The sequence below is a fragment of the Arthrobacter sp. Leaf234 genome (assembly GCF_001422665.1).
Classification (GTDB): domain Bacteria; phylum Actinomycetota; class Actinomycetes; order Actinomycetales; family Micrococcaceae; genus Arthrobacter_D.
In genome coordinates, this window is record NZ_LMLU01000001.1 from 1,140,249 (window position 1) to 1,153,670 (window position 13,422).

Below are 13,422 nucleotides of genomic sequence, written 5' to 3' on the forward strand. Positions count from 1 at the left end.
TACCTTCCTTCGAAGGAGATGGGGCCCGGGCGGCGCCGTCGTCGACGCCGCACGGGCTGCGGTGGTTCTACTCCGAGAAGTAGGTGTCGTAGATGTCCTGGTACGTGCCGTTGTCGCGCAGCGCGGTCAGCTGCTCGTTGACGGCGGTCACGAGCTCCTCACTGCCTTCCTTGGCCATGATGAAACCGTACTGCTCGTCCGTGGGCAGTTCCTCGGCGATGGTGAAGGCGCCGTCCTCGGTGTGGCCGAGGTTGACCGGGAGGTCCTGGAGGAGCGCGTCGACGTTGCCGGCCTGGATCGCGGCGTACATCTCGGCATCGGAGGGGTACTGGACGAGCTCGGCCTCGGGGGCGTTCTGCTCCGCGTAGAGGGCGCCGGTGGTGCCCTGCTGGACGCCGACCTTCTTGCCGGCGAGGTCGTCGATGGAGGCGATGTCCGAGTCCTCGGGCACGAGGACGGACTGCAGGGAGTCGTAGTAGGGATCGGAGAAGGCGAGGTTCGCCTGGCGCTCCTCCGTGATGGTCACGGCGCTCGCGCCGATGTCGCACTGGCCGGCGCCGAGGACGGCCCCACTCTGGAGCCCGTCGAAGCCGACGTCCTGGACGGCGAGCTCGAGGCCCATCCCGGTGGCGATCTCCCGCATCAGGTCCATGTCGAACCCGGTGTACTCGCCATTCTCCTCGTACTCGAAGGGCGGGTAGGGGATGTCCGAGCAGACCGTCAGCGAGCCCTCGGAGACGAGGCTCAGACCGCCGGCCTCCCCGGAGGCGGTGCCGGAGCCGGCGTCGTCGGAGCCTCCACCGCAGGCGCTGAGCGCGAGGGTGCCGGCGGCCAGGGCGGCCAGCAGTGCGTAGTTCTTGGAAAGCATGGGTGCCTCACTTGTGCGGACGTGATGGATCGGAAAAAGGTCCTGCTGATTCTAGCGACGAAAGAGAGATGTGCGTCACAGGCTACAGGCATTGCCTATAGGTAACCAAGGGTCAGGACGGGGCGGTCAGGCCCAGCGCCTCGATCATCGGCCTGAACTTGCTCCAGGTCTCCGCCAGCTCTGCAGCGGGCTGTGACCCCTCGACGATCCCGCACCCGGCATAGAGGCGCACGCGCGTCGGGGTCTCGACCACCGCACCGCGCAGCGCGATCCCCCACTCGCCGTTGCCGCCGGCGTCGATCCAGCCGACGGGCCCCGCGTACGGACCCCGCTGCAGGTGCTCCAGCTCCCGGATGAGCGCTCCCGCGACCGTCGTCGGCGTGCCGCACACCGCAGCGGTCGGGTGGAGGGCCTGGACGAGGGCCAGCGACGTCGGGACCTGGCCGCTGTCGTCGACGGCGAGCTGCGCGGTGACGTCCGACGCGAGGTGCCAGACGTTGGGCAGCTGGAGCACGAAGGGCTCGCTGTGGGACGTCATGGAGCTCGTGAAGGGCTGCAGGGTCTCGGTGAGCGAGTCGATGGCGATCTGGTGTTCGTGGAGCTGCTTGTCCGAGCCGGCGAGCACCCTCGTGGGGTAGCCGGGGTCATCGACGGGCGCACCGGCACGGTCCAGTGTCCCGGCGAGCACGCGTGCCTGCGCGGTGTTGTTCTCCACCTTGATGAGCATCTCGGGCGTGGATCCGATCAGGCCGTCGACGGCATAGGTCCAGCAGTCCTCGTAGCGCACCGCCAGTTCCCGCAGGACCTGGGCCGTGGCGACGGGCGATGCGAGGTGGGCGACGACGTCGCGGGCCAGCACCACCTTGCTGAGCTCGCCGCCCTGCACGTGCTTGACGCCCTCCTCGACGGCGAGCTCGTACTGCTCCTCGCTGAGCACCCCGGGGCCGAGGTGGTCCGCGGGATCGGGGGAGCGGTCGGCGTCCGGTTCGACGAGATAGGCGGCCAGCGCCGCCTCGGCAGCCTCCGCGCTGAGCTCGGCGCCGGCGTCGTCCGTGATGTAGGTCAGCCAGGTCCGCCCCTGGCTGCAGCCGATGACCACCTCGGGGATGATCAGGCGGGACTCGTGGGACGACGTCTTGGAGAAGGCGAAGGACCCGAAGGCGATCAGGCCGGTTCCGGGTACGCCGAGATCATCCTGCACCTCGGCGCCGGCCAGCTCCCGGCGCCACCACTCCTGCGCCTGCGTGAAACGGTCCGGACCGGTGGTGGTGAAGCGGGCTGTCTCGCCGTAGGCCACGAGGCCGCCGCCGCGCCGGATCCAGGTGTGCGCGTCGTTGCGCACCACGTACTCGAGAAGGCCGGACTGCGGATCCATGTCGCTGCGTGCCACCGTGATGCTGCGGAGCCCGCGGGACTGTCCGGGCGCAGGCGTCAGCGCGGTGAGGGACGGAGTGCTCATGATGGTCCAAGCGTACTCCGGGGGCTCCGGCCCGTTTCCTGGCGGAAGGACGCCCAGCACCGTGAGGTTCGGCACGTCGCGGCGCACGCGCCCGCGTCCCGGCGGGCGCGGGCCCGCGGAGGGTACCGTGCCGGTCGGGCACCGCGGCAATGTTTGAGACACTGGAGGAGTGAATCGTGCATCGCTGGAGAAGCGCCCTGACGAAGTAGCAGCCATGTTCGACGACGTGGCGCCCAAGTACGACGTCGTGAACGACGTCCTGTCGATGGGACAGACGCGCCGATGGCGGCGGATCGTCGTCGACGCGGTCGGCGCCGAACCGGGCCAGCGGGTCCTGGACCTCGCGGCCGGCACGGGCACCTCGAGCGAGCCCTACGCGGATGCGGGCGTCGACGTCGTCGCCTGTGACTTCTCGCTCGGCATGCTGAAGGTGGGCAAGCGCCGCCGCCCCGACATCGACTTTGTCGCCGGAGACGCCACGAACCTCCCCTTCGCGGACAACTCCTTCGACGCCTCCACCATCTCCTTCGGGCTCCGCAACGTCAACGAGCCGAAGAAGGCGCTGGCGGAGATGCTGCGCGTCACGCGGCCCGGCGGACGCCTCGTCATCGCCGAGTTCTCCCAGCCGACCGTGGCCCTCTGGCGCACCACCTACACCGAGTACCTCATGCGGGCCCTCCCGGCGATCGCCCGGAAGGTCAGTTCCAATCCGGACGCGTACGTGTACCTGGCCGAGTCCATCCGGGCATGGCCCGACCAGGACGCCCTGGCCGCCTGGATCGGCGACAGCGGCTGGAAGGACGTCGAGTACCGGAACCTCAACGGCGGGATCGTCGCCGTGCACCGCGCCGTCAAGGCTCCTGCAGCCCCCGGCGAGGAGCCGCTCCTCCCGGGTCAGGTCCGGCTGACCCGACGCACGTCGGCGGCGGGCTAGATGTCCGTCCTGATCGTCGGCGCCGGTCCGGCCGGGTCCACCGCGGCCTACTACCTGGCGAGCGCGGGCATCGAGGTCACGGTCCTCGAGAAGACCTGGTTCCCCCGGGAGAAGGTGTGCGGCGACGGACTCACGCCGCGTGCCACGCGGGAGCTGCAGCTCCTCGGCCTCCCGCACGACGAGAGCGAGGGATGGCGGCGCAACAAGGGCCTCCGCCTGATCGCCGGCAAGCGCACCGTGGAGGTGCCCTGGCCGGAGCTGAGCGATTTCCCCGACTACGGCCTGGTCCGCACGCGCCTCGGCTTCGACGAGGCCCTGGCCGAGCACGCCCGTTCGGCCGGCGCGACGATCCTCGAGGGCCACTCCGTGTCCACGGCTCTCCGCGACGAGACCGGCCGCGTCACGGGCGTCACCGTGAACCTGCTCGACGCCGACGGCCGGAAGACCGGCGAGACTCAGGACTTCAAGGCCGACGTCGTCCTGGCGGCCGACGGCAACTCCACCCGCACCGCGGTGAGCCTCGGCATGCAGAAGCGCGACGACCGACCCCTCGGGGTCGCCGTGCGCACCTACTTCACGAGCCCGCGCACGAACGACGACTGGATGGAGGGCTGGCTCGAGCTGCCGGACGCCACCGGGAAGCCGCTGCCCGGCTACGGCTGGGTCTTCGGCGTCGGGGACGGCACCTCCAACGTCGGGCTCGGCATCCTCAACTCCTCCGCCGAGTTCGGGAAGCTGGACTACAAGCAGGTCCTGCGTGACTGGACCGGCGGCATGCCTGCCGAGTGGGGCTTCACGCCCGAGAACCAGGTCGGCGAGATCCGCGGTGCGGCCCTGCCCATGGGCTTCAACCGCACGCCGCACTACAGCCCCGGACTGCTGCTCCTCGGCGACGCCGGCGGCATGGTCTCGCCCTTCAACGGTGAGGGCATCTCCTACGCCATGGAGTCGGCACGCTACGCCGCCGAGTTCATCGAGCGGTCCCGGTCCGTCTCCTCGCCGATCGGCCGCGACCAGGTCATGTCGGCCTACGCCCCCTACGTCCGTGAGCAGTGGGGCAGCCACTTCACCCTGGGGCGGATCTTCGCCCAGCTCATCGGCAAGCCGGCCATCCTCTCCCTCGCCCTGCGCACGGGCATGCCCGTCCCGCTGCTCATGCGGTTCGTGGTCCGGATGCTCGCCAACCTGACCGACGCCGGAGGCCGCGGCTTCGAGGACCGCGTGATCCATCTGCTCGAGTCCCTCGTCCCGCCCACCACCAACCAGCCGTCCGTCATGGCCACCCTTGGTGCGCACGGCGCCGTCGCACGTGGTTAGTCTTAGACCGTGACACAATCCTTCAACTCCGGATGGGCCAGCGTGGGCCGGGGCAGCGCGCTGGACACGGCGGATATCCCGGACGACTCCGAGGCCCTGCGCCTGCCTCCCGGGTTCGCCCTCATCGCCGAGGACCCGGACCTGGGACCGTCGGTCTCGTCCTGCCTCGCCGAGGTGGAGAAGCAGCTCCGCGGAGCCATCGCCAACTCGGACCCCCTCGCCGACGCCACGAGCCGCCACCTCGTCGAGGCGGGCGGCAAGCGCATCCGGCCCCTGCTGACCATCCTCGCCTCGCACCTCGGCAACCCGACCCGCGCGAAGGTGGTCCAGGCCGCCGTCGTCGTCGAACTGACCCACCTCGCCACGCTCTACCACGACGACGTCATGGACTCCGCGCCGTACCGCCGCGGTGCGCCCACCGCGCACGAGGTCTGGGGCAACTCCGTCGCGATCCTGACGGGCGACCTCATCTTCGCCCGCGCCTCGATCCTCGTGTCCGAACTCGGCGGGGAGGCCCTCGGCATCCAGGCCCGCACCTTCGAGCGGCTCTGCCTCGGGCAGCTGCACGAGACCGTCGGTCCCCGCGACGGCCAGGACGACCTCGAGCACTACCTTTCCGTGATCGCGGACAAGACCGGTTCCCTCGTCGCCGCTTCCGGGCAGCTCGGCGCGCTCTTCGCGGACACCTCGCGCGAGGTCGTCGACGTCATGGTGTCCTACGGCGAGAAGGTGGGCGTCGCCTTCCAGCTCGCCGACGACGTCATCGACGTGACCGGCCTGAAGGTGAAGTCCGGCAAGGCTCCCGGGACCGATCTCAGAGAGGGTGTCCCCACCCTTCCGGTGATCCTCCTGCGCCGCGCCGCTGCTGCGGGAGACAGCTCGGCGGCCGACGTCCTCGCCCTCGTCGACGGCGACCTGACCTCCGACGAGGCGCTGGCTGAGGCCGTCGCCGCCGTCCGTTCGCACCCGCAGACGCAGGCCGCCTGGGCCGTGGCGCAGCGGTGGGCGGACGACGCCGTCGCCGCCCTCGAGCCGCTGCCGGACAGCGTGGTGAAGCAGGCGCTGGCCAGCTTCGCGCAGGCGGTCGTCAGCCGGGACGTCTAGCGGTCCTTCGCGTCGGCGTCGGCCCTGCGGCGTTCCGTCCGCCTCGGCCCCATTGTGCTCCGTGGGTTGCGCCCGGCCGCTCTGCTACGCCTCGTCTGCGTCAGGCGGGCGTTCGTTCACTCCTTCTACCGGAGGAGCGGTCCTGCAGCGGTGTGTCACCGTCCGACACGCGCGTGGGTCCACATGAACCGTGAACGAAGGCACAGAGGCACCCCGGCCGTGATCCATTCATCGGGGGGCTTCCGATGCGCGCTTGCGCACATAGCGCGGTCGACGGGATGAAGAAATGGGAGCAGGTCCTGTACTCGACGCATGAGACTTGTTCAGGTCCTGACGGCCCTCGGCGGCGTTGCCCCTGCCCGCAGGCTGCTTGAACGCGGGATCAGCCGGCGCGAGCTCTCCCGTGCGCTCGACGGCGGCGACGTCGTGCGTGTGCGCAGGGGGAGTTATCGCCACCCCGCAGGCGCCCGCAGATTTCATCGCGGCAGTCACCCTGCACGCGCGATTGACCTGCGTTTCCGCTGCCGATCGGGCCGCCCTCCGCCGGGACCGACGGCGGAACAACACCGCCATGCTCAGCGGCTACGCAGTCCTGCGCTTCTGCTACGAGGACGTGACGTACCACCAGTCAGAGTTGCTCGCGCAGGTGCTGTCAGCTGTTGGAGGCCGACCTGTTCGATGAGCGCTCGTTCGATCGCGCCCTACGAACTCGTGCGCAGCTACGGACGGCGTGTCGCGCCACGGCACGCCTTATCGGAGCCAGAAGGCGTGGACGACGGCACGGGCGGTCCGTGGACGAGGAGAGACGGGTGCACCAGGCGACGGCTCCGCTGGGGGTCTCGACACCGCAGCCGCCGGGGGCTTCCGGGGGCTACGCCGTCGGGAGGAAGGCCCTGAGCTCGTCGGCCTTCCGCGCCCGGACGGCGGGATCGACGATGGGCCGCTTCGGGGTGAAGTAGAAGCCGTCGTCGTGCCACCGCGGCAGTATGTGCTGGTGGTAGTGCCAGACGTGCTGGCTGCCGGCGGGCTCGTTGTGCTGCCGGGTCGAGACACCGTCCGGTTCCCAGGCCAGCTTGATCGCGACGGCGATGTCCCGGGTGAGCGTCATGATGCGGGCGGCGACGGCGTCGGGCAGTTCGTACAGCAGTTCGACGTGCTCACGGGGCGTGACGAGCACATGACCCGGGTTCGGCTCGAAGCCGTGCGAGGCGATGAATGCCAGCACGAGGTCGTCCGCGTAGATGACGTCCCCGGGCCGGCACAGGTTCTTCGGGTTGCCGAAGTCCCCGCGCGCCAGATCGCAGAACGGGCACCGGTAGCCTTCGGGGGCATGATGGACGAACTCCATCAGTTCTCCTCGTCCTCCTCGAAGACCCACTCGAAGAGATCCAGCACGTACTCGGTGAAGGTGCCCTCCTCGCTCTGCCACTCCCCGCGGGCATTGTTGCGCCGCCAGACGATCGGATCCGGGACGTCGAGCTGCTCAACCCTCATACCCCAGGTGTACTGCTCGTCCTCATCCTCGAGGAACAACAGGAAACCGTCCTCGATCTCGAGCTCGTCCGGGTCCCAGAAGAAGTGGAAGGCTTCCATGATGTCCTCGGTGGCACCCACGGCGCGGTAGAACTCGTGGAGCGCCAGAGGCAGCTCGAAGTCCTTGCCCTCGAGCATCTCGGCGAGCTCGTCCTCGGTCAGCCCGTCTTCCTCGGCCCACTCGTCCTCGAAGTACGAGGGCACCAGGGCGCGGAATTTGTCGGAAAACAGCTCAGTCACAGGTACTCCAGTAGTGGTGGCGGGGATGCGTCCATCCTAGCCGTCGGGCTGCACGCGCGGGCTACCTCCGTGCGCTCCAGGTGCGGGACGCGAGCGGGGCATGCCAGCCGTACCGCCAGGCGAGGACGCGCAGGGAGAACACGAGCGACGCCGCCAGCATGCCCGTGACGATCGTGAAGGTCCCGGTCAGGTAGAGGACGGTGACAACGACGGCGCCGAGCATCGCGGGCAGCGCGTAGATGTCACGCGGGTCGAAGAGCTGCGGGATCTCGTTGGCGACGACGTCACGCAGCAGGCCGCCGCCCACGGCGGTGGTGACGCCCAGCAGCACGGCGGAGACCGGGTTGAGCCCGACGTCGAGCGCCTTCACCGTGCCCGTGATGCAGAAGAGGGCGAGGCCTGCGGCGTCGAAGATCACCAGGACCCGCTTGACCCGCTCCACCCCGGAGAAGACGAAGTACACGAGGACGGTCGCGAGCAACGGGGGGACCAGGTAGGCGGGATTGTTGAAGGCCGCAGGGGGGACATCGATGATGAGGTCGCGCGCCACTCCTCCACCGAGGGAGGCCAGCGACGCCAGCAGAAGGGATCCCACGAGGTCGAAGCCCTTGCGCGCCGCCAGCAGGGACCCGGAGACGGCGAAGAAGAAGACGCCGAGCAGGTCTGCGGCGAGGGCGATGTGCGACGCGGTGTCCATCTGGTCGAGCGGCTCCTTCTCTCACGACGACCCACGGAGGGTGCGGACACCAGCGCGGGGCGTACCGCGTCGATCCGGCGAACGACAGGACGGGCTTCACCAGCATGACAGAGGCACCCCGGCCCCGCGCACCGCACTAGGCTGACCCCATGACGAGCGGATACGCAGCGGGCCCCGGGACGGTCGAGCCGAGCAGACGGGACGGCTCGTGGGCCATGCGGGCGGCCTCGCGCCTGATCGGCCTCCTGCCGACGAAGCGGAACCTGAACGGGACCGACTGGGTCAACTCCACGTACCCCGGGCGGACCTACCCGTCCATCGCGGCGATCCCCTGGACCTTCAAGCAGACGCACACCATCCAGGAGAAGCGGATCGACGGGGTCCGGACCATCACCGTGCGCCCCCTGCTCGGGGCGACGAGGTCGCACATCATCTATACGCATGGCGGCATATACATCAACGAGCTCGGCCGTCCGCACTGGTGGATCATCGCCGAACTGACGAAGCGGACGGGCGCCGCGGTCACCGTGCCGCTCTACCGGCTGGCTCCGGAGAGCACCTACCGGGAGGCCTTCCCGTATCTCGTCTCCGTGTACCGGGAGGTGCTGCGCACGGCCGACCCGGCCGACGTCACCCTGATGGGGGACTCAGCCGGCGGCGGGCTGGCGGTTGCGCAGCCCTGGGCGTTCCGCGACGCAGGGCTGCCTGCACCGGGGCGGATCGTCGCGTTCTCGCCGTGGCTGGACGTGACCGGGACCAACCCCGAGATCCCGAAGTACGACGCCGTGGACCCGATGCTGTCCGTGGCGGGCGGCGTGCAGGCCGGGTTGTGGTGGGCAGGGGGAGACGACCCGAGGTCACCCCTCGTCAGCCCCGCGTGCGCCCCTGACGAGATGCTGGCGACCGTCCCGCCGACCCGCATCTACCAGGGCACGCGTGATGTCTGCATGGCGGATGCGACGGTCTTCCGGGACCGCGCCGTCGCAGCGGGCGCGGACGTCACCATGACGGTGTACCCGGGCGGGTTCCACGTGTTCCCGGCCTTCCCCCGGCTGCCCGAGTCCAGGGAGGTGTACGCGGACATCGCCGCGTTCCTCGGCCGACCGGCACTTCCGTAGCTGCAGGCCCTTCGGGATCGGGCTGCTTGCGCGCTTCCGTCGCTGACGGACCCGGGGACCGAACGGCCCTGCCGCAGCCCAAGGGCTTCCCGTAGCCGCCCGGCTCTCCCGTTGCCGCCCGGCTCTCCCGGAGGAGCCGGACGCACCGGACGGAACCGGTGCGCGGTCGGCCGGATGCACTGTCGACGGCGCACCCGACCGGGTCGGGTCAGTCCTGGACGGAATCCCTGGAGAGGACCCACACGTTGGTGTCCCCCTGGCGTTCCACGGTCACTGTCGTGACCAGGGCGCGGATCATCGACAGACCGCGACCGGACTCGTCGTAGTCCTCCAGCAGGGCGTCCTCGCCGGGCAGCGAGGGCTCGGGCAGGTCGTCGAGGTCGGGCACCGGATCGTGCGGCGCGGCCCCGATCTCGCTGATCACCGCCGTCAGTCGCTCGGCGGACACCGTGAGCTCGACGCCGAGATGAAGGGTGGCGCCGGGTGAGGGGACACCGTGCTGCACCACGTTGCTGGCGGATTCGATCACGGCGGTGGTGAAGGCCATCTGGTCCAGCGCGGGCACGAAGGCGGCATCCAGCCACAGTTGGTCCAGCACGCCGTGCAGATCCTCGATCGCCTGCTCCGTGGCCGGTTCCTCGAGGACGCGTCGCGCCAGGTTGTCAGTCATTGGGGAACGCTTGCTCGGCCGTCGCGTGGGGCGTCAGCACTCGGTGCATGCTGGTGAGTTCGAGCACCATGTTGACCTGCGGCTGCACGGCGGCGATCCGCAGGTCCCCGCCGGACTGCCGCGCCAGCTTGAGGCAGCCGATCAGCGCTCCGAGCCCGGACGAGTCCATGAAGGTGGTCTCGGCGAGGTTCACCACGATGCGCCGGCCACCGGCGCTGACGACGCCGTCGATGACCTCGCGGAGCTTCGGCGCAGCGACCATGTTGAGCCGTCCGCTCGGTGTGACCTCGGTGTAGCGGCCCTTGTCCTGCGTGCTGAATTCCATCTGTACGTCCTTCCGGCGGTGCTGTCCGTGGTGGTCGATCGTGCGGGCGCCGGCTAGGCGGGCGAGCGCTGGAGGATGACGACGGTGACGTCGTCCGCCACCTCCGGGACGTCAGCCAAGGCGAGCAGGGTGGCGCAGGCCTCCTCCACTCCCGCGGAGGCGGTGACGACACCGGCGACGGCTTCCGTGAACTCCTCCACCGTCTCGTAGATGTCCAGCAGGCCGTCGCTCACGATCGCGAGAGCGTCCCCCGGCCCGAGCTGCACGGTCCCGGCCGCCCACGTCTGGTCGGGCCACGCGCCGACGGGTGGCCCCGCCGAGGGAAGCCGCTCGGCGCTGCCGTCCGCCATGACGTGGAGGGCCAGTCCATGGCCGGCGTCCACGTACCCGACGGACCCCGTCGCGGCATCGAGGCGCCCGTGGAACAGGGTGACGAAGGAACTGGTCTGCTCGAGGTCGGCCTCGGTGGCACGGGCCGCTGTCGCGAAGGCGGTCTCGAGGTTCGGTTGGGTGGCCACCGAGCGCATGATCGCGCGCACGGTCGCGGCGACGAGGGCGGCGCCCATCCCCTTACCCATGGCGTCCGCGACGGTGAGGTGCAGGCCGTCGGCCGTGCCGTACCAGTCGTAGAAGTCACCTCCGACGCTGCGGGACGGCCTGAAGCGTCCGGCGAGCTCGTAATGCGGGAGAGCCAGGCGGTCGCGGGGGAGCAGGTTCTGCTGCACCTCCGCGGCACGCTGGCGCTCGTCGGCGTGCGCCACGTCCGCTGCGGCCTGGCGGCTCTGCCGGCGGAACAGCGAATTGATCCGGGCCACGAGCTCGCGCGGGCTGAACGGCTTGCTGATGTAGTCGTCGGCGCCGGTCTCCAGGCCCGTCAGGCGCTCGATCTCATCGGTGCGGGCGGTGATCATGAGGATGTAGGCGTCGGAGAACTCGCGGACCTCCCGGCACACCTCGACACCGTCGCCGTCGGGAAGGTTGAGATCGAGGGTGATGAGATCGGCCCCGGCACGCGCCTTCTCCAGCCCCTCACGGGCGGTGGCGGCCTCGGTCACCGTGAAACCCTCGCGCTTCAGGATCTGGACGAGCAGGCCCCGGATGTCGACGTCGTCCTCGACAACCAGTGCACGGCGGGGCTCCGGGGAGACAGTCATGGACTTCATTAAACGCTACGGCGCGCGCTGCCCGGCACGCGCACCGAGCCTTCGCCGTGTTGCTCGGGTTGTTGCGCCGATCTTGATGTGATCTTGAGGACGGGGCCGCGCTCCGGCCCCGGAAATCGACGGTCCACCGCGCTACTCTGTGGAAGCCGACGCGCCTGTGCGCATCGGCACCGTCCTGCCGCGACGGGATGAAGCTGGATGACGCACGAGGGGAGGTGGCCACCGGATGGACAGGGTGCTCTCCTACCTGACGTTCAACACGCGACAGTTCCACGAGCTGACCATGCGCGCCCGGGTCGTGCTGAGCCAGCTGCCCCTCTCGCTCACCGTCATCCTGATCCTCGTCGGCGGGGCCTTGTTCCACCCTGATCTGTTCGCGAGCCGCACCTTCCTTATCGGCGTCGCCCTCCAGGCCGTCCTGCTGGCCCTCTGCTTCCTGGTGCCGTGGGACCGTCTGCCGCATGCGAGTTTCCTGATCATCCCGCTCCTGGATTTCATCCCGATCGGCCTCATGCGCTACGGCGCGGGAACAGTGATCACCGGTGTGGGGCTGCTCACCGTGTTCCCCGTCATCTGGCTGGCTGCCTCGGGACTCTACCCGCGCGCGGTGCTCACCGCCGGTTTCCTCGCGGCCCTCGGGATCGTCTGGGTCCCCGTGTTCGTGACGGACGCTGCGGTCACCTCGCAGTCCCTGACGCAGTCCGTCCTGCTCCCGTTCATCATGCTCGCGATCGGCGTCACCATCCGGGTGATGACCGCCAGCATGATGGCGCAGCAGGACGTCGTCGAGGAGAAGGACCGGGAACTGCAGCAGCTCCTCGAGGAGAGCGCCCGGCGCGAGCGCCTGCTCGACACCGTGGTCAACAGCGTGGACATCGGCCTCATCGCCGTCGACGAGCGCGGACGCCCGCTCCTGACCAACCGCAAGCTCGAGCAGTTCAGGGCCCTTGCGGGCACGGCTTCGGACACGGCGGAGGAGGACCTCCGCATCTTCCAGCAGGACGGCACGTCGCCGATGCCGGAGAACCGGCGCCCGACGCGCCGCGCCGCCGAGGGCCAGGTGTTCTCCGACTACCTCCTCTGGTGGGGCGAACTCCCGGACCAGCGCGTGCTGTCGACGTCGTCGCGCCTGATGACCAACCAGGACGGCACCCGCGAGGGTTCCGTGGTGACGTTCAACGACGTGACGGAACTCGTGCGTGCACTCAATGCCAAGGACGAGTTCGTGGCGACGGTGTCCCATGAGCTGCGGACGCCGCTGACCGCCATTCGCGGGTATCTCGAGTTGCTGACCGGCATACCGGACCTCGAGCCCGAGGTCGCCTCCGGCCTGGAGGTCGTGTCCCGCAACTCCGAGCGCCTGCACAAGCTCGTGGTGGACCTGCTGTCCACGGCGGAGGGCACACCGGAGATCAGGCCCGTACCCACCGACTTCACCTCCCTGGTGAGGGAGCGGGTCAGGGCGGCACAGGAGCGCAACGGCAATCCACTCGTGCGGTTCGAGGACCTCACCGGGCGTGACCTCGTGGCGCTCTGCGATGCACCGCGGATCGGCCAGGTCCTCGACAACCTGCTCTCGAACGCCGTCAAGTACTCCCCGGCGGGTGGTCGTGTGACGGTGACGGCGGCGGAGGTCGACGGCGCCGTGGAGTGCAGCGTGACCGACGAGGGCAGCGGTATGTCCGCCGAGGAACTACGCGGTGTGTTCTCGAAGTTCTTCCGGACCTCGGCAGCGCGCAATGCGGCCATCCCGGGCGTGGGTCTGGGCCTCGCCATCTCCAAGGCGATCGTCGAGCGGCATGGCGGGACGATCAGTTGCCGGAGTGTCGAGGGCCAGGGGTCCACGTTCACGTTCCGGCTGCCGCTCGCCCGTGCCGAGCAGGACCAGGAACTGCAGGCCCAGGAGTACTAGAGCGACGGCCGAGGGTACCGGCTACAGGTGTCGGACCGCGGGTCCCGGACAACGAGCCCGCCGCCGTGGCAGAGTCCGTGGG

The 13,422-nt window shown here is 69.7% G+C and carries 13 protein-coding genes; 5 read left to right on the forward strand and 8 right to left on the reverse strand.

Translation table 11 applies throughout. The features are described 5' to 3' along the window. Nucleotides 1–67 precede the first annotated feature (67 nt). Both ASF21_RS05310 and ASF21_RS05315 read right to left on the reverse strand, forming a co-directional pair. On the reverse strand, nucleotides 68–868 hold the full coding sequence (locus ASF21_RS05310; RefSeq protein WP_055767729.1) for a basic amino acid ABC transporter substrate-binding protein: 801 nt from the start codon (nucleotides 866–868) through the stop codon (nucleotides 68–70). Nucleotides 869–980: 112 nt separating this feature from the next. Continuing rightward, nucleotides 981–2,327 carry an isochorismate synthase MenF gene (locus ASF21_RS05315; protein WP_055769198.1) on the reverse strand — a complete coding sequence of 449 codons (1,347 nt, stop codon included), beginning with the start codon at nucleotides 2,325–2,327 and terminating at the stop codon, nucleotides 981–983. A 169-nt stretch (nucleotides 2,328–2,496) separates the two neighbouring features. Here ASF21_RS05315 and ASF21_RS05320 point away from each other — a divergent pair, with 169 nt between their 5' ends. From ASF21_RS05320 to ASF21_RS05330, 3 genes are read left to right on the forward strand one after another with little or no spacing between them, the layout of a single operon-like run. Beyond that, entirely contained in the window at nucleotides 2,497–3,261 is a 765-nt protein-coding gene (locus tag ASF21_RS05320) for a demethylmenaquinone methyltransferase (RefSeq protein WP_082471245.1), read from the forward strand. Further along, entirely contained in the window at nucleotides 3,262–4,578 is a 1,317-nt protein-coding gene (locus ASF21_RS05325; RefSeq protein WP_055767734.1) for a geranylgeranyl reductase family protein, read from the forward strand. It abuts the gene before it with no gap. Between the two features lie 9 nt (nucleotides 4,579–4,587). Next, on the forward strand, nucleotides 4,588–5,682 hold the full coding sequence (locus ASF21_RS05330; RefSeq protein WP_082471246.1) for a polyprenyl synthetase family protein: 1,095 nt from the start codon (nucleotides 4,588–4,590) through the stop codon (nucleotides 5,680–5,682). Between the two features lie 871 nt (nucleotides 5,683–6,553). On the opposite strand, the gene ASF21_RS05335 is transcribed toward ASF21_RS05330, so the two are convergent. From ASF21_RS05335 to ASF21_RS05345, 3 genes are all read right to left on the reverse strand, one after another. Next, entirely contained in the window at nucleotides 6,554–7,030 is a 477-nt protein-coding gene (locus ASF21_RS05335; RefSeq protein ID WP_055767740.1) for an HIT family protein, read from the reverse strand. Continuing rightward, nucleotides 7,030–7,455, reverse strand: coding sequence for a hypothetical protein (locus tag ASF21_RS05340; RefSeq protein WP_055767744.1), 426 nt, complete (start codon nucleotides 7,453–7,455; stop codon nucleotides 7,030–7,032). The genes ASF21_RS05335 and ASF21_RS05340 overlap by 1 nt, the downstream gene beginning before the upstream one ends. A 61-nt stretch (nucleotides 7,456–7,516) precedes the next feature. Beyond that, nucleotides 7,517–8,152, reverse strand: coding sequence for a trimeric intracellular cation channel family protein (locus ASF21_RS05345; protein ID WP_055767746.1), 636 nt, complete (start codon nucleotides 8,150–8,152; stop codon nucleotides 7,517–7,519). A 149-nt stretch (nucleotides 8,153–8,301) separates the two neighbouring features. Here ASF21_RS05345 and ASF21_RS05350 point away from each other — a divergent pair, with 149 nt between their 5' ends. Then, nucleotides 8,302–9,270: an alpha/beta hydrolase gene (locus tag ASF21_RS05350; RefSeq protein WP_082471247.1), complete on the forward strand. Its 969-nt coding sequence runs from the start codon at nucleotides 8,302–8,304 to the stop codon at nucleotides 9,268–9,270. 208 nt (nucleotides 9,271–9,478) lie between these two features. Here ASF21_RS05350 and ASF21_RS05355 read toward each other — a convergent pair whose 3' ends face one another. The 3 genes from ASF21_RS05355 to ASF21_RS05365 are packed head-to-tail and all read right to left on the reverse strand — an operon-like array spanning nucleotide 9,479 to nucleotide 11,419. Next, nucleotides 9,479–9,940, reverse strand: coding sequence for an ATP-binding protein (locus ASF21_RS05355; protein ID WP_055767752.1), 462 nt, complete (start codon nucleotides 9,938–9,940; stop codon nucleotides 9,479–9,481). Beyond that, entirely contained in the window at nucleotides 9,933–10,265 is a 333-nt protein-coding gene (locus ASF21_RS05360) for an STAS domain-containing protein (RefSeq protein ID WP_055767755.1), read from the reverse strand. Before ASF21_RS05360 ends, ASF21_RS05355 begins: the two co-directional genes overlap by 8 nt. 53 nt (nucleotides 10,266–10,318) lie before the next feature. Then, nucleotides 10,319–11,419: a PP2C family protein-serine/threonine phosphatase gene (locus tag ASF21_RS05365; protein ID WP_055767758.1), complete on the reverse strand. Its 1,101-nt coding sequence runs from the start codon at nucleotides 11,417–11,419 to the stop codon at nucleotides 10,319–10,321. A 235-nt stretch (nucleotides 11,420–11,654) separates the two neighbouring features. Here ASF21_RS05365 and ASF21_RS05370 point away from each other — a divergent pair, with 235 nt between their 5' ends. After that, nucleotides 11,655–13,340 (forward strand): sensor histidine kinase, encoded by a 1,686-nt coding sequence (locus ASF21_RS05370; protein WP_055767759.1) that lies wholly within the window; start codon nucleotides 11,655–11,657, stop codon nucleotides 13,338–13,340. Nucleotides 13,341–13,422 lie beyond the last annotated feature (82 nt).